The 19,308-nt window shown below is 67.6% G+C and carries 16 protein-coding genes; 6 read left to right on the plus strand and 10 right to left on the minus strand.

Annotation, left to right across the window (positions count from 1 at the left end; genetic code table 11):
* Positions 1-50 precede the first annotated feature (50 nt).
* The 5 genes from ACFULV_RS18145 to purF all read right to left on the minus strand — a co-directional run bounded on the left by ACFULV_RS18145 (position 51) and on the right by purF (position 7,218).
* Positions 51-1,715: an ABC transporter ATP-binding protein gene (locus tag ACFULV_RS18145; protein WP_378658041.1), complete on the minus strand. Its 1,665-nt coding sequence runs from the start codon at positions 1,713-1,715 to the stop codon at positions 51-53.
* Positions 1,708-2,658 carry an ABC transporter permease gene (locus ACFULV_RS18150; protein ID WP_378631784.1) on the minus strand — a complete coding sequence of 317 codons (951 nt, stop codon included), beginning with the start codon at positions 2,656-2,658 and terminating at the stop codon, positions 1,708-1,710. Before ACFULV_RS18150 ends, ACFULV_RS18145 begins: the two co-directional genes overlap by 8 nt.
* Positions 2,659-3,699, minus strand: coding sequence for an ABC transporter permease (locus tag ACFULV_RS18155; protein WP_378658202.1), 1,041 nt, complete (start codon positions 3,697-3,699; stop codon positions 2,659-2,661).
* A 53-nt stretch (positions 3,700-3,752) separates the two neighbouring features.
* Entirely contained in the window at positions 3,753-5,339 is a 1,587-nt protein-coding gene (locus ACFULV_RS18160) for an ABC transporter substrate-binding protein (protein WP_378631781.1), read from the minus strand.
* A 298-nt stretch (positions 5,340-5,637) separates the two neighbouring features.
* Complete coding sequence (purF, locus tag ACFULV_RS18165; protein WP_378631779.1) at positions 5,638-7,218, minus strand: amidophosphoribosyltransferase; 1,581 nt, start codon at positions 7,216-7,218, stop codon at positions 5,638-5,640.
* Between the two features lie 295 nt (positions 7,219-7,513).
* Here purF and ACFULV_RS18170 point away from each other — a divergent pair, with 295 nt between their 5' ends.
* Positions 7,514-8,782: a YhgE/Pip domain-containing protein gene (locus ACFULV_RS18170; protein ID WP_378658205.1), complete on the plus strand. Its 1,269-nt coding sequence runs from the start codon at positions 7,514-7,516 to the stop codon at positions 8,780-8,782.
* Between the two features lie 20 nt (positions 8,783-8,802).
* Here the strand turns inward: ACFULV_RS18170 and ACFULV_RS18175 are convergent, their stop codons facing one another.
* The gene (locus tag ACFULV_RS18175) at positions 8,803-9,216 is read right to left on the minus strand and encodes a sterol carrier family protein (protein WP_378658043.1); all 414 of its coding nucleotides are present in this window, start codon (positions 9,214-9,216) and stop codon (positions 8,803-8,805) included.
* Between the two features lie 105 nt (positions 9,217-9,321).
* Here ACFULV_RS18175 and ACFULV_RS18180 point away from each other — a divergent pair, with 105 nt between their 5' ends.
* The 3 genes from ACFULV_RS18180 (at position 9,322) to ACFULV_RS18190 (ending at position 10,878) form a co-directional block, all read left to right on the plus strand.
* Complete coding sequence (locus ACFULV_RS18180) at positions 9,322-9,540, plus strand: type II toxin-antitoxin system HicA family toxin (protein ID WP_101464594.1); 219 nt, start codon at positions 9,322-9,324, stop codon at positions 9,538-9,540.
* The gene (locus tag ACFULV_RS18185; protein WP_101464595.1) at positions 9,537-9,935 is read left to right on the plus strand and encodes a HicB family toxin-antitoxin system; all 399 of its coding nucleotides are present in this window, start codon (positions 9,537-9,539) and stop codon (positions 9,933-9,935) included. Before ACFULV_RS18180 ends, ACFULV_RS18185 begins: the two co-directional genes overlap by 4 nt.
* Before the next feature lie 76 nt (positions 9,936-10,011).
* Positions 10,012-10,878: an alpha/beta fold hydrolase gene (locus ACFULV_RS18190; protein WP_378631770.1), complete on the plus strand. Its 867-nt coding sequence runs from the start codon at positions 10,012-10,014 to the stop codon at positions 10,876-10,878.
* A gap of 6 nt (positions 10,879-10,884) precedes the next feature.
* On the opposite strand, the gene ACFULV_RS18195 is transcribed toward ACFULV_RS18190, so the two are convergent.
* A complete protein-coding gene (locus ACFULV_RS18195) occupies positions 10,885-11,514 on the minus strand; it encodes a CPBP family intramembrane glutamic endopeptidase (protein ID WP_378658046.1) in 630 nt (209 codons plus the stop codon).
* Positions 11,511-13,214 carry an alpha/beta hydrolase gene (locus tag ACFULV_RS18200; RefSeq protein WP_378658208.1) on the minus strand — a complete coding sequence of 568 codons (1,704 nt, stop codon included), beginning with the start codon at positions 13,212-13,214 and terminating at the stop codon, positions 11,511-11,513. Before ACFULV_RS18200 ends, ACFULV_RS18195 begins: the two co-directional genes overlap by 4 nt.
* 155 nt (positions 13,215-13,369) lie before the next feature.
* Between ACFULV_RS18200 and ACFULV_RS18205 the strand changes: the two genes are divergently transcribed.
* Positions 13,370-13,657: a YiaA/YiaB family inner membrane protein gene (locus tag ACFULV_RS18205; protein WP_056818759.1), complete on the plus strand. Its 288-nt coding sequence runs from the start codon at positions 13,370-13,372 to the stop codon at positions 13,655-13,657.
* 45 nt (positions 13,658-13,702) lie between these two features.
* Here ACFULV_RS18205 and ACFULV_RS18210 read toward each other — a convergent pair whose 3' ends face one another.
* Together ACFULV_RS18210 and purL are read right to left on the minus strand one after the other, a co-directional pair.
* Complete coding sequence (locus tag ACFULV_RS18210; RefSeq protein ID WP_378658048.1) at positions 13,703-15,397, minus strand: alpha/beta hydrolase; 1,695 nt, start codon at positions 15,395-15,397, stop codon at positions 13,703-13,705.
* A gap of 170 nt (positions 15,398-15,567) precedes the next feature.
* Positions 15,568-17,862, minus strand: a complete 2,295-nt coding sequence (gene purL, locus ACFULV_RS18215; protein ID WP_378631763.1) for a phosphoribosylformylglycinamidine synthase subunit PurL — start codon at positions 17,860-17,862, stop codon at positions 15,568-15,570.
* 163 nt (positions 17,863-18,025) lie between these two features.
* Between purL and ACFULV_RS18220 the strand changes: the two genes are divergently transcribed.
* A complete protein-coding gene (locus ACFULV_RS18220; RefSeq protein ID WP_378658051.1) occupies positions 18,026-19,282 on the plus strand; it encodes a glycosyltransferase 87 family protein in 1,257 nt (418 codons plus the stop codon).
* The last annotated feature ends 26 nt before the right edge of the window (positions 19,283-19,308 follow it).

Below are 19,308 nucleotides of genomic sequence, written 5' to 3' on the forward strand. Positions count from 1 at the left end.
CCTAGTAACTCTAAGTGATCCGCCAGTCCGGGTGTCGTGCGGCTCCTAGCTCATTGTTCCAGCTCGGTGGCGAATGTGGCGGCGATCTCGGCGCGACGCCGCCGCTGTTCGACCGGGTCGGGGACTGGAACGGCGGCGACGAGGCGACGCGTGTACTCGTGCTGCGGGTTACGCAGGATCTGTTCGTTGTCGCCCTCCTCGACGCAAGATCCCTCGCGCAGGACCATGATCCGGTCCGCGAGCTGGTCGACGACGGCGAGGTCGTGGCTGATGAACAGACACGCCCAGCCGCACCCGCGCTGCAGTTCGGCGAACAGTTCGAGCACCGCCGCCTGCACCGACACATCGAGCGCGCTGGTCGGCTCGTCGGCGACGAGCAGATCGGGGTCGAGCACGAGCGCCCGCGCCAGACTCGCCCGCTGACGCTGCCCGCCGGACAGTTCGTGCGGGTACCGGTTCTCGGTGCCCGCGGGCAGCTGCACGTCGTCGAGCATGTGCCTGACCCGCGCGCGGATGCTCGCCTTGTCACCGATGCCGTGCACGACCAGGGGCTCGGCGACGCATTCGCCGACGGTCAACCGCGGGTTGAGCGAGCCCGCCGGGTCCTGGAACACGAATCCGAACCGCCGCCGGATCGGGCGCAGCTTGCGCTGGGACAGATCCGCGATGTCCTGCCCGCGAATCAGCACGTGCCCCTCGCTCGGCCGTTGCAACGCGGCCACACAGCGCCCGATGGTCGACTTGCCCGACCCCGACTCGCCGACCAGCCCCAGGGTCTCCCCCGGCCTGATCTGCAAGCTGACGCCGTCGACGGCACGGAAGGCGGGCCGGCCGAACGGCCCGGGGAACGTGACGACCAGGTCCTTCACGTCGAGCACGGGCTCGACGGTCCGGTCGATCGCCGGCCGCTCGATGGTCGCCGCACCGAGGTGTGGAACGGCATCGAGCAGCGCCCTGGTGTACTCGGCCTTCGGGCTGGCGAACAGCTCGTGCACCGGCGCCTGTTCGACCACCTCGCCCGCGCGCATCACCACCACCCGATCGGCGAGGTCGGCCACCACACCCATGTTGTGGGTGATCAGCACGATCGCGCTGCCGAGCCGATCGCGCAGATCGCGCAGCAGTTCCAGGATCTCGGCCTGCACGGTGACATCGAGCGCGGTGGTCGGCTCGTCGGCGATGATCACCTTCGGCTCACACGAGATGGCGATCGCGATCATCACGCGCTGCTTCTGCCCGCCGGAGAGCTGGTGCGGGTAGTAGTCGACACGATGCTCGGGATCGGGCAGCCCGACCAGGCGCAAGAGATCGATCGCCTTGGCCTTGGCGGCTTTTCGGCCCATCCCGCTGTGCGCGCGCAGCGCTTCACAGATCTGGAAGCCGACGGTGAACAGCGGGTCGAGTGCCCGCGCCGGTTCCTGGAACACCATCGACACCTCGCCGCCGCGCAGTGCGGTGAGCTGACGTTCGGTCATCGAGGTGACCGGCCGGTCGCCGATGGTCACCAGCCCGCGCACCGACGCGGAATGCGGCAGCAGCCCGATGGCGGTGCGCGAACTCACCGATTTGCCCGACCCGGACTCGCCGACGATGGCGAGCACCTCACCGGGAAACACCTCGTAGGACACATTGCGTACCGCGTTCACGGGCCCGCTGTCGGTCGAGAAGGTGACCGACAACCCCGAAACAGCCAGTGCGGCAGTCTTTTCACTCATCGACTGTTTCCTTGTCTGCCGAAGTGACCGCACGCCGGGTGCGCAGCAGCGGGTTCAGCGTTTCGTCGAGGCTCTCGCCGACCAGCGTCATCCCGAGTACCACCAGCACGATCGCGGTGCCGGGGAAGATCGAGGTCCACCAGATGCCGTTGGAGACATCGTTGAGCGCCTTGTTCAGGTCGTAGCCCCATTCGGCGGCCTGGGTGGGTTCGATGCCGAACCCGAGGAAGCCGAGCGCGGCGAGAGTGAGGATGGCGTCGGCGGCGTTGATCGTGACGATCACCGGCAGCGAGCCGGTGACGTTGGACAGGATGTGGCGGAACATGATTCGCGTCGTCGACGCGCCGGTCACCCGGGCGGCGTCCACGTACGGCTCGGTCTTCACCGCGACCGTCGCGTTGCGCACCACCCGGAAGTACTGCGGCACATAGACGACCGTGATCGCGATGGCCGCCGACAGCATGCCGCCGAGACTGCTCGACGTGCCGCCCGCGACGACGATCGACACCACGATGGCCAGCAGCAGCGACGGGAACGCGTAGATGGCGTCCATGATCAGCACCAGCGTCTTGTCCACCCAGCGCCCCACGAACCCCGACAGCAGCCCCAGCGGCACGCCGATCAGCAGCGACAGCGTCACCGAGATCGCGATCACCAGCAGCGCGGTGCGCGCGCCGAACAGCACCCGCGAGAGCACGTCCTCGCTGCGCACCGAGGTACCGAACCAGTGCTCGGCCGACGGACCCTGCTGCGGCACGAAAGCCACACCGTCAGCGGAGTTCTGGGCCAGCCCGTAGGGCGCGAGCAACGGCGCGAACGCCGCCACGAACACGAACACACCGACCAGCACCAAGCCGGTGATGAGGGTGACCCGTTGCAGCCCCGAGGTTTTCGACAACAGTTCGGCGCCGGGCAGACGCCGGCGTTTCGCAGCGGTAGTCATCTAGAACCTCACCCTCGGGTCGATCAGCGCGACGATGGCGTCGACGACGAAGCTCATCACCGCGACCACCAGCGCGATGAACGCCACGATGCCCTGTACCGCGATGAAGTCGCGCGCCCGCAGATACTCGGCGAGCTGATAGCCAAGGCCCTTCCATTCGAACGTGGTCTCGGTGAGTACCGCACCGCCGAGCATCATCGCGATGCACATCCCCATCACCGTGATGATCGGGATCAGCGCGTTGCGCACCGCGTGCCTGCCGGTGACCACCCGCGTGGACAATCCACGCGCCCGCGCCGCCTCGACGAAATCGCTGCGCAGCGTCTGGATCAGGTTCACCCGCACCAGCCGCAGGAAGATGCCGCCGGTGAGCAGCCCGAGGGCCACCGCGGGCAGCACCGCGTGTTCGAGCACGTCGAGCACATAGGACGGTTCGCCGTAGAGGATCGAGTCGATGATCAGGATGTTCGTCTTCGGCGAGACATGTTGCAGCGCGAGCTCCACGTCGGTGCTGGCCCGGCCGCCGACCGGGAACCAGCCCAGCCACACCGAGAAGATCAGCTTGAGCAGCATGCCCACGAAGAACACCGGTGCCGCGTAGGCCAGCACCGCGGAGAACCGCAGGAACGCGTCCGAGGGCGTATCCCGGTGTGTCGCGGCGTATCTGCCCAGCGGAACACCGACCGCGAACGCCACGAGCAGACCCCAGAAGACGAGTTCGAAGGTGGCGGCACCGTAGGTGATCACCACATCGCTGATCGCCTGGTTGTCCTGGGTCCGTCCGAAGTCACCGTGCAGGAAGCCGGTGATGTACTCCCAATACTGCGTCAGGATAGGGCGATTGAGCCCCGCGGCTTCCTTGCGGTCCTCGATCTGGTCCTGGGTCAGCCGGCCACCCATGGCCGCGCTGATCGGGTCACCGATTACCCGCATCAGGAAGAACACCACTGTCACCAGCAACCACGCGGTCGGCAGAATCAGCAACAGCCGAACCAGCAGGTACCGCAGCAAAGCCACCTGGCGGGAACCCCCACCGCGCATCCACCCGAAACGCCGCGCCCGGATCGGTGATCCGGGCGCGGCAGCAACGTCACTCACTTGCTCAGAACCGTGAACCGGAACTTGAAGGAGCCGTCGAGGGTCTGATCGACACCGTTGACGCCCGGCTTCGACACCGCGACCTGCTTACCCGAGAGCAGCGGCAGGGTCGGCAGGAAGTTCTGCGCCAGATCGGTCTGGATCTTCTTCAGCAACTCTGCCCGCTTGGTGGGGTCGCCCTCGGTGGTCTCGGCGGTGAGCTGGGCATTGATGCCGGGGTTCTCGAAGTGCGACTGCAGGAAGTTGTTCGGGCCGAAGAACGGCGTCAGGTAGTTGTCGGCGTCCGGGAAGTCCGGGAACCAGCCGAACTGGTACATCGGGTAACCGTCGGAGGCGCGCTCCTTCTGGTAGGTCACCCACTCGGTGGATTGCAGGTTCACCTTGAACAGACCCGAGGCCTCCAGCTGCGACTTGACCGCCGCGTACTCCTCCGAGGAGCTCGAGCCGTAGTGGTCGGGGTTGTACTGCAGGTTCAGCGTCACCGGGGTGGCGACGCCCGCGTCGGCGAGGAACTTCGCGGCCGCGGCCTTGTCCGGCTTGGCGCCGTAGAGGTCCTTGAGCGGCTCGGCCGCACCTGCCATGCCCGCGGGCACGTAGCCGAAGGCGGGCTGATAGGTGCCCTTGTAGACGCCGTTGGCCAGTGCCTCGCGGTCGACGGAGGACGCGAAGGCCTTGCGTACGGCCAGCTTCTGCTCCGGGGTGTTGCCCGGCATGGTGTTCATGTTGAACACCACGTAGCGCAGCTCGCCGCCGGGGCCGTCGGTGACCTTGACCTTGGAATCGGCCCGCAGGGAGTCGATGTCGGTGGGGGTGAACGAGCGGTAGCCGACGTCGATGGCGCCGTTCTGCAGGTCCAGCTTCAGGTTGTCGGAGGTGGCGTAGTACTTCGTCGACACCGTCGTGGTCTTCGGCGTGCCGAGGATGCCCTGGTAATCGGGGTTGGCCTGATACTCGACGAGCTTGTTCTTGTCGTAGCTCGAGATCGTGTACGGGCCGGAGTAGCCCTTGGCCTTGACGACCTCGTCATCGGTGGCGACCTTGTCGGCCGGGAACACCGCCTCGTCGACGATGGGGCCCGCCTGGGTCGGCAGGATGGTCGGGAAGGTCTGATCGTTGGCGACCTTCAGCGTGAACGCGACGGTGAGATCGTCGACCACATCGGTCTTCTCGAGATTGCCGAGCAGCGACGCGGGACCGTGCGGATCGTTGATCTTCACCATCCGGTCGAAGGAGAACTTCACGCTCTTCGCGGTCAGCGGGTTACCGCTGGCGAATTTCAGCCCGGACTTGATCTTGCAGGTGTACACAGTGGGAGTGGTGAATTCGCACTTTTCCGCCGCGTCGGGCTTGGGCGTGGTATCGCCCGGTGCGAAGTTCAGCAGATACGAATAGATCTGGTTCTCCACCAGCAGCGAACCGTTGTCGTACGCCGCGGCCGGATCGAGCGAGAAGATCTTGTCGGTGGTACCGACGACCAGGCCCGCACCGGAGCCCGCCTCATCGGTGCGGCCGGAGCCACAACCGGCCAGCGCGGCGGCGACAGCGGCGGTAATACCCACTGCGGCAATTTGTTTCGCGCGCATACTTCGTGCCTTGTTCAACATCAGGTCCCATTCTCGAACGCCGCGCAACCGTCGCACCCGGATCACGGAGGCGACGACTACATGGTGAGCTAGCGATATATCGAGGGACCGTACAGGTGAACCATTACCGCCCAGTTTCAAATGGTCCGAATTATTGCCGCCATGTTATGAACTAATCTTACGAAATTGCCGGTTACCGGAATTACTCTCGTACACAACCCAAAAGGGGCCGATCAGGTTTATCCTGTCCGGCCCCTCTTGTGCGGCGTAGTGCGACGCGTCTTACCGACGACGCGTGTTATGGACGGCTCAGCGCGTCCACGTTGGCGTTCTCGCCGAGCAGCTTCGACTCGGCCTTGCCCGAGAGCATCCCCTCGAGCACGTTCTTGCCGATGGCGGCCTCCGGCGGCAGTTCGATCGGGTAGTCGCCGGTGAAGCAGGCGGTGCACAGGCGCGAGCGCGGCTGCTCGGTGGCGGCGATCATGCCCTCGGTGGAGACGTAGCCGAGAGTGTCGGCGCCGATGGAGCGGCGCACGTTCTCGACCATGTCGGCGTAGCTGTCGTCGGCGCCGGTGCCGTTGGCGATCAGCTCCGCGCGCGAGGCGAAGTCGATGCCGTAGAAGCACGGCCACTTCACCGGCGGCGACGCGATGCGCACGTGGATCTCGAGCGCACCGGCCTCACGCAGCATGCGGATCAGCGCGCGCTGGGTGTTGCCGCGCACGATGGAGTCGTCGACGACGATGAGTCGCTTGCCCCGGATCACTTCGCGCAGCGGGTTGAGCTTGAGGCGGATGCCGAGCTGACGGATCGTCTGGCTGGGCTGGATGAAGGTACGGCCCACATAGGCGTTCTTCATCAGGCCCTGGCCGTACGGAATGCCGGAGCCCTGGGCGTAACCCACCGCGGCGGGCGTGCCCGACTCGGGCACCGGGATCACGAGGTCGGCCTCGACCGGATGCTCCTTGGCCAGCTTGCGGCCGATCTCCACGCGGGTGGAGTGCACCGAGCGACCGGCGATCGTGGTGTCGGGGCGCGCCAGGTACACGTACTCGAAGACGCAACCCTTGGGCTCGGGATTGGCGAAGCGCATGGAGCGCACGCCCTCGGAGTCGATGGCCAGCAGCTCACCCGGCTCGATCTCGCGGACGAACGCGGCGCCGACGATGTCGAGCGCGGCGGTCTCGGACGCGACGACCCAGCCACGGTCGAGCCTGCCCAGCACCAGCGGGCGCACGCCGTGCGGGTCACGCGCGGCGTAGAGGGTGTGCTCGTCCATGAAGGTGAGGCAGAACGCGCCGCGCAGCTGCGGCAGCAGCTCCATCGCGGCGGCCTCGATGCTGGAATCCGCCGAGGCGTGCGCCAGCAGCGCGGTGACGATGTCGGAGTCGGAGGTGGCGCCGGTCATCTGCGGGCGGCCATCGATCACACCAGCGCCGATCAGGCCGAGTTCGCGTGCGCGACCGGCCAATTCGGCGGTGTTCACCAGGTTGCCGTTGTGGCCCAGCGCCAGGCCGGAGCCGACGGAGGTGGTGCGGAAGATCGGCTGCGCGTTCTCCCAGGTGACACCACCGGTGGTGGAGTAGCGACAGTGTCCGACGGCGATATGCCCTGGCATTGCCGCGAGCGTCTGCTCGTCGAAGACCTGGGAGACCAGGCCGAGATCCTTGAAGACCAGGATCTGGGAGCCATCGGAAACGGCGATTCCGGCCGCCTCCTGCCCGCGATGCTGCAGGGCGTACAGGCCGTAGTAGGTGAGCTTCGCCACGTCTTCGTCGGGAGCCCAGACGCCGAAGACGCCACACTCCTCGCGAGGGTCGTGTTCGATCTCGTCTGGGGTATTGGGCGTGGGGACGATCGTGGGATCGACGTCGGTCACCGTTTGCTCCCTGTTCGGGCGGGCTGGGGGCACTCGTCAGTCTACGGGTCATCCGCAGCGGGTAGTACGCGCGCTCGCATCCCGGCAGCAATCCACTGGTCACGAACCCGCCGATCGGCCACACAGAGCTGTTACGGTGCGCATCGTGACGACGGACGACAGTGCACACGTTGCAGCCGGTGGAACCGGGTCGGGTAGTGACAACACCGGTGCGCAGCCGAATGATTCCGGGCAGGCGGCCCCCGGCGAAGCGACGTTGGCCACACCGGTCCTGGATCGACGCCACTGGGCTCGAATCGTGCTCGCGCCGACCGCGGTCCTGACCGTGCTCACCGCACTGCTCGGCTTCATGTACCTCGGCTATATCGCCGACCCGGAGAAGAATCTGCACGACTTCCCGATCGCGCTCGTCAATTCCGACGTCGGCGATGTCATGGGCTCGGGTGATCAGCGCAAGCAGGTCGATTTCGGCAAGCAGGTCGCGGATGCGCTCGTCGCGGGCGTGCCCGCGGATCAGATCGACCTGCGCGTCGTCGGAAAATCGGAGGCCGAGCAGTTGCTGCGCACCGGACAGGTGTACGGCGCGATCATCATCCCCGGCGATTTCAGCAAACGCCTGGGCATTCTCGGTACAGGCAGCATCGTGCCCGGCGAGATGGAACGGCCGATCATCACCCTGCAGTCCAACCCACGCATGGGCGCCTACGGCGTCGGGATCGTGCAGCGCATCGGCGACCGGGCGCTGTCGGAGGTCGACAAGCAGGTCGGGCTCCAACTGACCGAGCAGGTACGGGCGACCCTGGCCGAGACACCGGCGGGCGCACCGCCGCCGGAGGTGTCCGGCGCCGCCATGATCACCCTCGAGAGTCCGATCGATGTGGTCGCGCAGGAGTTCCGTCCACTGCCGAGCGGCACCGGGATCGGCCTGACGGCGTTCTTCTTCTCGCTGCTCCTGCTGCTGGCCGGCATGGTCGGGGCGATGGTGATCCACACGATGGTCGATTCCCAGCTCGGCTTCATGCCCACCGAATACGGCCCCTGGTCCGTGCACTATCCGCCGACCCCGATCTCGCGCTTTCACACCCTGCTCATCAAGTGGGGGGTTTCGGCGCTGGTCGCGGTGATCGTTTCGCTGGTGTTCCTGCTGGTGGCGAAGGTGGTGGGCATGCCGGTCGACAATCCGCTCGCCCTGTTCCTGTTCTCGACGCTCGCCATGGTCGCGGTCGGCTGGACCGCACTGATGACTCTGGCCGCCCTCGGCACCGCGGGTCTGCTGGTGAACCTGACCCTGTTCGTCATCCTCGGTCTGCCGTCCTCCGGCGGTACCGTCCCGATCGAGGCGACGCCGACCTATCTCGCGTGGCTCGCCGAATTCGAGCCGATGCACCAGGTGTTCCTCGGCGTCCGCTCGATCCTGTACTTCGACGCCGGCTACGCGGCCGGTCTCGACCGCGGCATCTGGATGTCGCTGCTCGGCATCGCGATCGCCGTCGTTCTGGGCACGATCATCACCCGCTACTACGACTACAAGGGCCTGCACCGCAAGCACACCGCGGCCGCGTGAGCCCGGCGACCCGGTTGCCGCTACTCGGCAGCCGGGTCGTCCCGCGCGGGCAGCGCCACGATCGGCAGCCACCCCGCGATCTCCCCGGCTCTGGTCCCCGACGCGCTCACCACCCCCGCCCGCACCGCGTCGTCGAATCCGAGCAGCCCGGTAGCCAGCAACAACCAGGTCCGAGCATCCGTCTCCACCACATTCGGCGGATTCCCCCGCGTATGCCGGGGCCCCTCGATGCATTGCACCGCCACGAACGGCGGCACCCGCACCTCCACCGAATGCCCCGGCGCACTCCCCGCCAGTGCCCGCGCCGTCCCCTTCACCGCGGCCCCCAACTCCCCCCGCCCCGGCACCGGCAACGCCGGATCCCGCAACCACTCCCCCACACCCAGCACCGCCGCCCGCACCTGCGCGGGATCGACCACATTCCGTCCAGCCATACCGCGAGACGCTACCGACCTCCGACAAATCGGCGGTCGCGAGCCAGCTGTCCGGATTGTCTAGCCAATTAGACTTGATTCCGTAAAATCGCCTAGACTATTCTGGTGATCGCACCGGAACCTACGCGCACTACCTTGAAGCGCCTCGTTGCAGCCGGATTCACCAGCCGCCCAGGCAAAGGCAGCCATACCATGTGGATCTGCAAACATGGAGTCGTCACCGTGACCGTGGCTTCCGGGCACAACTCGCAGTCGCCTGGAGTGGTGCGGACCGTCAACAAGGCGATCGCGCAGTGCAAGGAACAATGCACGGAGGAAGCATGACCACCTACCAGATCGACGTGTCCCGAGACGACCGCTGGTGGATGATCCGAATCCCACAGCTGGACGGCGTCAACGGCAATATCGAAGGTCTCACCCAGGCACGTCGCTACGCCGACATCACCAAGGAAGCGACCGACTACATCTGCACGGTCGCCGACGTGGCCCCCTCAACTGTCGAACTCGCGATCACTGCCCACGTCGGCGGCACGGACGTGACAGCCGCTGCGGAAGAAGTTTCGCAGGCACGCGCGGAGGCAGCCCGCCAGGAAGCGCACGCCATGAAGGTCGCGACGGCGACCGCCCGACGATTGGCTGCCGACGGCGTACCGGTCCGCGACATCGGCGCTGTCCTCGGCGTGACGTTCCAACGGGCATCACAGCTGGCCAATTCCTGACCCGGCGCTTTCCGGACCCGACCTCGATCCGTTGCCCGATGGCGTGGGCAGGTGGGACTCGTCGTACATTCGTCCTATGAGTGTCACCGATCCCCTCGAGCCGGCAACGCTGCGATTGCGCGCTGCCGACGGGCTCACCCTGGTCGCGGACAGCTTCGGCGCACAGGACGGCCCGCTGGTCGTGATGCTGCACGGCGGTGGACAGAACCGGCATTCGTGGAAGCGGACGGGACGGGCGCTGGCCGCGGCGGGGATGCGGGTTGTCGCCGTCGACGCGCGGGGACACGGTGACAGCGATTGGTCACCGGAGGCGGACTACTCCAGGACCGTGATGGTCGCCGACCTGCACACCGTGCTCGAACAGCTCGGCGCGACCCGGGAGGCGGGCGCGGTGGTGGTCGGGGCCAGCATGGGCGGGATCACCGGGCTGCTCGCCACCGCGACGCCGGGTGGGAGCGCGATCCGCGCACTCGTCCTGGTCGACATCGTGCCCCGTTCGGAGTCCGCGGGCGTGGAGCGCGTGATGGACTTCCTCGGCAGGCACCGCGACGGTTTCGACACCCTCGATCAGGTGGCCGACGCCGTCGCCGCCTACCTGCCGCACCGCCCGCGTCCCGACAACGCCGACGGTCTCCTGCGCAACCTGCGTCAGCGCGACGGCCGCTGGTACTGGCACTGGGACCCCGACCTGATCAGCGACGTCAACGACGACCCGGAAGCCCGCATCGTCGAGATGGAAGCGGCCGCCGAGGCGCTCACCATCCCGGTCCTGCTGATCCGCGGCGGCAAGTCCGACGTGGTCAGCGATGAGGGCGCCGCGGCATTCCTGGCGCTCACACCGCACGCCCGCCTGGCCGAGATCAGCGCCGCGGCCCATACCGCGGCGGGCGACGACAACGACGCCTTCACCGAGGCCGTCGCCGATTTCGTCGCGACCGCCTGAGCCGGCCTACTGCCGCAGCCCGTCGACCCATCGAGCGGCGGCGGGCGCGAGCGCTCCGCCGGCATTGATCGTCAGATGCAGGAGCGCGGGCGCGGTGGCGCTGCCCGACCGGCGCCGGAGTTCGGTGAAAACGAGACCGGCGAGGGTGGTGGCCAGCACCGTGGGGGCAACCGGATCGCCTGCGGCTCTGGCCGGTCGGATGTGCCAGAGGCCGAAATCGAGGGCGCTGATCACGGGCGCGGACGATCCGGCGCTCTCGGCGAGCACCGGGTCGAGGGTGCCTCGGAAAACGGCTTCCTCGGCCAGGACGGTGCCCACAGGGATGTGCAGGCCGATCCATTCGAGGGTCGATGTCTCCGGTGCGCGGACAGCGATCTCGAGCGGGAGGCGTCGCAGGGACGGGATCGACAGGGCGACGGCGTAGCCGGCGACGACGACGGCCGCACTGCCGAAACCCCAGCGGAAGCCACTGGGCGACAACCAGTTAGGGCTGCCCCGAAAGAGTTTCGTGTACCCCGTCGCGAAGGCGATGTTCGCCGCGGTGCGCCCACGCAGCCGAAGATCGAGGGCGGGAAGAATCCGATTGCTCCACAGCAGCGGAAGGGCCAGCGCGGCAACGGCTTCGAGCCTTCTCACTTCACCTCCCGCTCATAGGTTTCCGCTGACTCCAGTGCGGCACGGATGCTTTCGACGACATCGCCGTCCACCCCCGGCGGCGCTGCGACGGCCAACCACCCGTCCAGCACCAAACTCCCGTACCGGTGCCCGTGCCCGTCGACCACCCCCTGCGCGTTGGTGAGATCGGCCGTGACCTGCCAGAACGTCACGAACGGCGCCCACCGCATCTGCGTCGACACATCGGGACCGCGCGGTTCGCTCAACCAATCCGGCTGGGTGAAGATCAGATCGGCCGACCACCACACGATCGGGTCGGACGGATGTTGCAGGTAGGCGATGCGGGGTTCGCGCCACGGCTCGGCGCGATCGAGATCCGCCGCGTCATCGGCGAATCGGACGACGAGCCCGTCCGCGTACACCGGCGCCACCGCGGGCGTCCCCGGATCGCGACGGTCGACGAACTGCCGCCACAACCGATTCGAATTCGGCGGCCCGACCCACAACGCGCCATCGACCTCCTCGCGAAGATCGGCCAGCCCGTCGAACGCCTCCTCCGACCCCTGCGAACCCAGACTCTCCCCATAGACGAACAGCTTGGGCCGATGCCCCTCCGGCTGGGCCGACCACCGCTCGTACACCGCGTCGAACAGCTCCCGGCTGGCCGCGGCCGCCTTGTCCCGGTCCGACAGGAACGAGAGCACGCTGGGCAGATACGAGAACTGGGTCGCCACGATCGCCGTATCCCCGCCGTAGAGGTATTCCACGGCGCCCGCGGCCATCCCGTTGACCCAACCGGTCCCGGTCGTCGTGACCACCACCATCGCCTCGCGTTCGAAGGCTTTGGTCCGCTCCAGTTCGGCGACGGCCAGCTGCGCCGCGGTCTGGTCGCGAGTCACCGACTCCAACCCCACATAGGCCCGAATGGGTTCGCGCGCGGTCTTTCCCGTCACCTCGGTGATCGCGGCGGCGCTCGGCCCGTTGGACACGAACCACCGCCCCTCGAACCCCAGCGACTGCCACGGCGCCAGCGATCCCGGGCTCCCCGAACGCTCCGGCGCGATCGGCTGCACCGCGTACGGCGTGGCCCGATCGTTGCGCACGCTGAACGCCGAGTTGGCCACCGCGAAGAACGCCCGCGAGGCGACGCCGTTGAAGATCGTCACCGCGAGCACGACCAGCACCAGCAGCCCGGCGGCGGGCGCCACTTCGCGCGGCACCCGCACCCACCGATTGAGCTGGCGAGCCAGGCCGAGCACCATGACGCGCACCGTCCGATACGCGGCCACCACCGCCACCCCGACGGCCATGCTGAGCAGCCCGGTCCGCAGATAGGCGGGCGTGGTGGTGCCCGCCATCCCCATCAGCGAGGTGATCTCGCGCTGCCACCGCGCCGACTGCACCAGCATCAGCGCCGCCACCAGCGCGCACCCCACCAGCACGGTCGCCTTGATCGCGTATCGCAGCCGATCGGAAGGGCTCGGAATCGGAATCCGCGACCGCACCCACCGCCGGAACAACCACTCGAGCACACAGCCGAGCCCGTAACCGATCGCGGCGTTGATCCCGCTGATCAGCCCCTGGAACAGCCAGTCACGCGGCACCAGTGACGGGGTCACCGACAGCCCGAAGAACAGCGTCGCCAGCACCAATCCGACGTAATTCAGATCGACGACGACCTCGACGCGCCGCAAGACCACGGCGCCGCGCGCACGCAGCATCGCGGTAGTCGAAGCGCGCTCGGTCACCGCCCCAGTATGGCGGCCGGTACCGACAATCACCGGATTTGTGACTGCGGAGCCGCTCACAAACTACGTACCGCACTCGAGTAGTTGTACGCGCGATCGCGACACCGCGGATCAGCACACTGAGAGCCATGAGCACAAACACCAAGCCGAAGAACACCTCGGCCTACATGGCCCAGGCCGCGATCGCGTTCGCTGTCAGCCTGTTCGGGACCGGCGCCGGAATCGCGTACCTGCCGCTGGACGGCTGGCAGCGCGCGTTCCTGGCGATGTCGGGCCTGTTCCTGGTGACCAGCTGCTTCACCCTCGCCAAGGTCGTGCGCGACCAGCAGGAGACTCAGTCACTGATCGGGCGGATCGACGAGGCTCGGCTGGAACAGCTGATCGCCGAACACAATCCGTTCAAATCGGTGTCGTGAGCCGAGCGGGCGGCGCCGATCGAGGGGTTCGGCGCCCCCGGCTCGTCACTTCAACTGACGTTCGGTAGCCATGGATTCTTCGAGGAACACCCGAATTCTGGCAGCCAATTCCGGTGTGTAGTCCGGTGGTTGGGCTACCGCGGCCCACGCGTCGGGCACCAGGTTGCCGTAGTTGTGGCCGTGCCCGTCCGAAACCGTCTGCGCGCGCGGCAGATCCGCGGCGACCTGCCAGAACGTGACGATGGGATACCACGACATCGCCGGCGATACGTCGGGTCCGCGCTTCTCGCGCAACCAATCCGGCTGACTGAACAGCAGATCCGGCGACCACCACACCACCGGGTCGGAGGCGTGTTGCAGGTAGGTGATGCGCGGGTCGTTCCAGGCCGGCGTCGGCCGGGCCAGCTGCTCGTCGTCGGCGGCGAACCGCACCGACATCCCGTCGGCGTAGATCGGGGTGATCTCGTCGGTGCCGGGGTCACGTCGGGCCACGAATTCCGACCACAACCGGTTGGAGTTGGGCGGTCCCACCCACAGCACGCCGTCGGTGCGATTGCGAATGTCGGCCAGACCGGAGAACGCACCCTCCGACCCCTGCGAACCGAGGCTCTCGCCGTAGACCAGCAGCTTGGGCCTTGCGTCTTCGGGCAGCGCCGACCAGCGTTCGTACACCTTGTCGAACAGCGTGCGCCCCATGGTCATCGACTTGTCCCGGTCGGACAGGAACGACAGCGCGCTGGGCAGATACGAGTACTGCGTCGCCACCAGCGCGGTGTCGCCACCGAACATCAACTCGATCGCCTCGGCACTGGTCGTATCGACCCAGCCGGTGCCGGTGGTGCTGATCACCACCAGCACTTCGCGTTCGAAAGCCTTGGTGCGGTCGAGTTCGGCGATGGCCACATCGGTCTGCGCCTCGACCCCGTCCGCGGATTCCAGCCCCGCGTAGACCCGAATCGGTTCGCGCGCGGGTTTTCCGGTGACCTGCCCGATCGCGAGAGCGGTCGGCGCGTTCGCCACGAACCATCGGCCCTCCGAACCCAGGGTGTCCCACTTGGCCAGCGACTCAGGGCTGCCGGAGCGTTCGGGCAGCGTCGGCTGGACCGCGTTCGGTGAGGTGTGACTGTTGCGCGCGCTGAACGCCGAATTCGCGACGGCGAAAAAGCCTTTCGCCAGCACACCGTTGAACAGCAGCACCGCGGCCACCAGAACGACGATCACCCCGAGCGGCCGCGCGAACGCCGCCGGAATCCGCACCCACTGGTTCAGCGCCCGCGTCACCGCGCGCACCAATCGCACCACCAGGCGCGAGATCCAGATCAGCAGTCCGACCACCACCGCGCCGACCAGCACCGTCCGCGGATACCCCGCGTCGGAGACCGGCTCCATCCCCATCAGGTCGGTGATCTGCCGCTGCCACTTCGAGGACTGGATACTCATCAGCACCGCGAAGATCAGGCACGCCACCACGATCGCGCTCTGTAGCGCCACCACCAGCCAGCTCGGCCGCCGGGCCCATGCCGTGCGCACCTGCTCGGGCCAGGTGATCCGCGGCGCGACCCACCGACGCCAGGCCCACGCCAGTAAGCAGCCGAGCCCGTAGCCGATCGTCGCGTTGATGCCGCTGACCAGCCCCTGGAAGAACCAGTCACGCGGCAGCAGCGAGGGAGTCAGCGACAGCCCGAAGAACAACGTCGCCACGACCAGGCCGGCGTAGTTGGGATGAAAAAACCTCTCCACCAGGTGAATTCCCCTGATGAAGAGGTTATCGCGCACTGCCGGTGCAGAAGCCGAGCTCGTATCCTCAGTGGTCACAAGCTCGACTCCTCGGTTGATCAGGCGGAATCTGTTTCGCCTGCTCGGGCGGCCTACGTGGTGACGCTGCGCTACCGCCTCCGGCCGCTGACCGATCAGGCGGTGTGCGCTCCGAACAGCTTAGGCAGCGTGCCTTCGAATGCCTCGCGCAATTCGGCGAGTGTCACGGAGAACTGCCCCTGCACCTCGACCGAATCCGAACCCTGGTCCACCACGCCGATGCGCACCCACGGCAGCTGCCGCGCGTCGCACATCTTGGTGAACCGGGTCTCCTCCGAACGCGGCACCGCGACGAGCACGCGCCCGGCCGACTCGGAGAACAGCTGCACGAACGGGTCCGAGCCCTCGGGGAGCACGATGCGGCAACCGGTTTCGCCTGCCAGCGCCGCCTCGATGACGGTCTGCGCCAGGCCACCCTCGGACAGGTCGTGCGCGGCGGAGATCATGCCGTCGCGCGAACCCGAGGTGAGCACCTCCGAGAGCAGCTGCTCGCGGGCGAAGTCGACGCGCGGCGGCACGCCACCGAGGTGGTCGTGGGTGACCTGCGACCAGATGGAGCCGTCCAGCTCGTCGCGGGTCTCGCCGAGCAGGATCAGCGACTCGCCCGGCTCGAGGCCGAGGCCGGTCGGGATGCGGCGGTGCACATCGTCGATCACGCCGAGCACGCCGACCACCGGGGTGGGCAGGATGGCGTCCTTGCCGGTCTGGTTGTAGAAGCTCACGTTGCCGCCGGTCACCGGAATGCCCAGCGCCGCACAACCATCCGCGAGACCGCGCACGGCCTGCTGGAACTGCCACATCACGCCCGGATCCTCCGGCGAACCGAAGTTCAGGCAGTTGGTGACGGCCTTGGGGGTGGCGCCGGTGGTGGCGACATTGCGGAACGCCTCGGCCAGCGCCAGCTGCGCGCCGGTGTACGGGTCGAGCTTGGTGTAGCGGCCCGACGCGTCGGTGGCCAGGGCGATGCCGCGGCCCGAGGACTCGTCGATGCGGACGACGCCCGCGTCGGCGTGCTCGGCCAGCACGGTGTTGCCGCGCACGTAACGGTCGTACTGCTCGGTGATCCACTTGCGGCTGCACAGCTGCGGGCTGGCGATCATCGTGAGCAGGGTCTCGCGCAGCTCGTCGCCGGTCTTCGGCCGGGTCAGGGTGGCGGTGGTGTCGGCGATCAGCGCGTCCTGGGTGTCGGGGCGCTGCACGGGGCGCTCGTACACCGGGCCCTCGTGGGCGACGGTGCGCGGCGGCACGTCCACCACGGTCTCGCCGTGCCAGGTGATGACGAGGTGGTCGCCGTCGGTGACCTCACCGATGTCGGTGGCCAGCACGTCCCACTTCTTGCAGACGGCCATGAACGCGTCCACGTTCTCCGGCGTGACGACCGCGCACATGCGCTCCTGCGATTCGCTCGACAGGATCTCGGCGGGGGTCATGTGCGTGGCGCGCAGCGGGACCTTGGTCAGGTCGATGTGCATGCCGCCGTCGCCCGCCGCGGCGAGTTCGGACGTGGCGCAGGACAGCCCGGCGCCGCCGAGGTCCTGGATGCCGACGACCAGCCCGGCCGCGTACAGGTCGAGACAGCACTCGATGAGCACCTTCTCGGTGAACGGGTCGCCCACCTGCACGGCGGGCAGCTTCTTGCGGCCGGTGCCGGACTCGTCGCCGGAGAAGGAGTCCGAGGCGAGCACGGACACGCCGCCGATGCCGTCGAGGCCGGTACGCGCGCCGAACAGGATGATCCGGTTGCCGTTGCCCGAGGCGAAGGCCAGGTGCAGGTCTTCCACGCGCATCGCGCCCGCGCACAGCGCGTTCACGAGGGGGTTGCCCTGGTAGGAGGCATCGAACACGGTCTCGCCGCCGACATTGGGCAGGCCGAGCGAGTTGCCGTAACCGCCGACGCCGCGCACCACACCGTCGACCACGCGACGGGTGTCGGGGGCGTCCGCCGCACCGAAGCGCAGCTGGTCCATCACCGCGATCGGGCGCGCGCCCATGGCCATGATGTCGCGCACGATGCCGCCGACTCCGGTCGCCGCGCCCTGGTACGGCTCCACGTAGGACGGGTGGTTGTGGCTCTCCACCTTGAAGGTGACGGCCCAGCCGTCGCCGATGTCGACCACGCCGGCGTTCTCGCCGATCCCGGCCAGCATCGAGGCCTTCATCTCGTCGGTGGTGGTTTCACCGAAGTAGCGAAGATGCACCTTGGAGGACTTGTAGGAGCAGTGCTCGCTCCACATCACCGAGTACATCGCCAGCTCGGCATCGGTGGGCCGACGGCCCAGAATCTCCTTGATGCGGGCGTACTCGTCGTCTTTGAGACCGAGTTCCTTGTACGGCTGCGGAGCATCCGGGGTGGCTGCGGCGGTAGCGACGGTGTCGACCTGCAGTGTCACGGGAGACCAGGGTCCTTTCGGCCGGGGGGAACTTGATCTGCAGAGTCTAATGGTTGCGAGGTAACCGCCTGCCGCCCGTACTGCCCTCACGCTGGGGAGGCGGCCGGATTCGGTCTGGTCACACTTGCGGTTGGGCCATCGGGGTACCCATTACTCTGGCGCTGTGAACGAAAGTCCGGGGGGTACCGAGCAGGTCGAGCCGCGTATTCCCGATCCCGACAACCCGGACCGCCAACGACGCTGGCTGACCGCCGCCATCGGTTTGTTCGTGGTCTCCGCCGCCGTCGCACTGCTGGCGCACTGGTGGCACGGGTTCATCGACCTGCAGGTCTACCGCAACGGCGCGCGGGTGTGGCTCGACGGCGGCGACCTGTACGGCCCGATGCCGCCGGTGTACGGGCTCGGCCTGCCGTTCACCTATCCCCCGCTGGCCGCGATGTTCTTCGTGCCGCTGGCGCTGATGCCGCTGGTGGTGGCCGAGGTCGTCGTGCTGCTGACCTCGCTGGCGAGCCTGGGGATCGTGCTGTGGCTGGTGCTGGTTCGCGTGCGCCCCGAGCTCGACCGGATCTCGGTGCTCACCGTGCTGATCGCCGGGCTCGGCCTCGCCCAGTACCTCGAACCGGTCCGCCAGACCTTCAACTTCGGCCAGATCAACCTGATCCTGATGGCCGCGGTAGCCCTCGACATTCTCGTACGCAAGCCGTTCTGGCCACGCGGGATGCTGATCGGCATCGCGGTGTCGATCAAGCTGATTCCGGCGGGCTATCTGCTGTACTTCCTGCTCCGCCGGGATTGGAAGGCCGCGGCCACCATGGTCGTATCGGCCGCGGGCGCGGTGGGCGCCGGCTTCCTGCTGTTCCCCAAGGACTCGGTCGAATACTGGTTCCACACCGTCTCCGACACCGGCCGCATCGGCACGCCCTACTTCGCGGGCAACCAGTCGATCAAGGGCACGCTGTTCCGCCTCGGCATGAACGAATCGCTGGCAACGGGCCTGTGGCTCGGTCTGTCGGCGGTCACCATCGCGCTGGCCGCGGTGTGGATGTACCGCCTGATCGGCGTGGGCAACGAGGTCGGCGCGCTGCTGGTGAACGCGGCGGCGGTGCTGTTGGTCTCACCGGTGTCGTGGTCGCATCACTGGGTCTGGGTCGCGCCCGCGCTGGTCGTCGCGGTCAGCCTGGCCGTGGCTCGCCGCTCCCGCGCCTTCACCACCCTCGTCGCCCTGTTCACGGTGATGTTCATCGTGGGCCCGCAGTGGGTGTTGCCACATTCGGGCGACAAGGAACTGGCCTGGGCCTGGTGGCAGCAGATCATCGGCAGCAGTTATGTGTGGACCACGTTCGCCGTGATCGTCTACGCGGTGCTCACCTACCACCCCAGCCGGAAGTCCTCGGCCGCACCGGAACTCGCGACGGCCTGAGCTCGGCGGCCATCGAGGCCGAGCCG

It is taken from the genome of Nocardia sp. NPDC057272 (assembly GCF_042668615.1).
Classification (GTDB): Bacteria; Actinomycetota; Actinomycetes; order Mycobacteriales; family Mycobacteriaceae; genus Nocardia.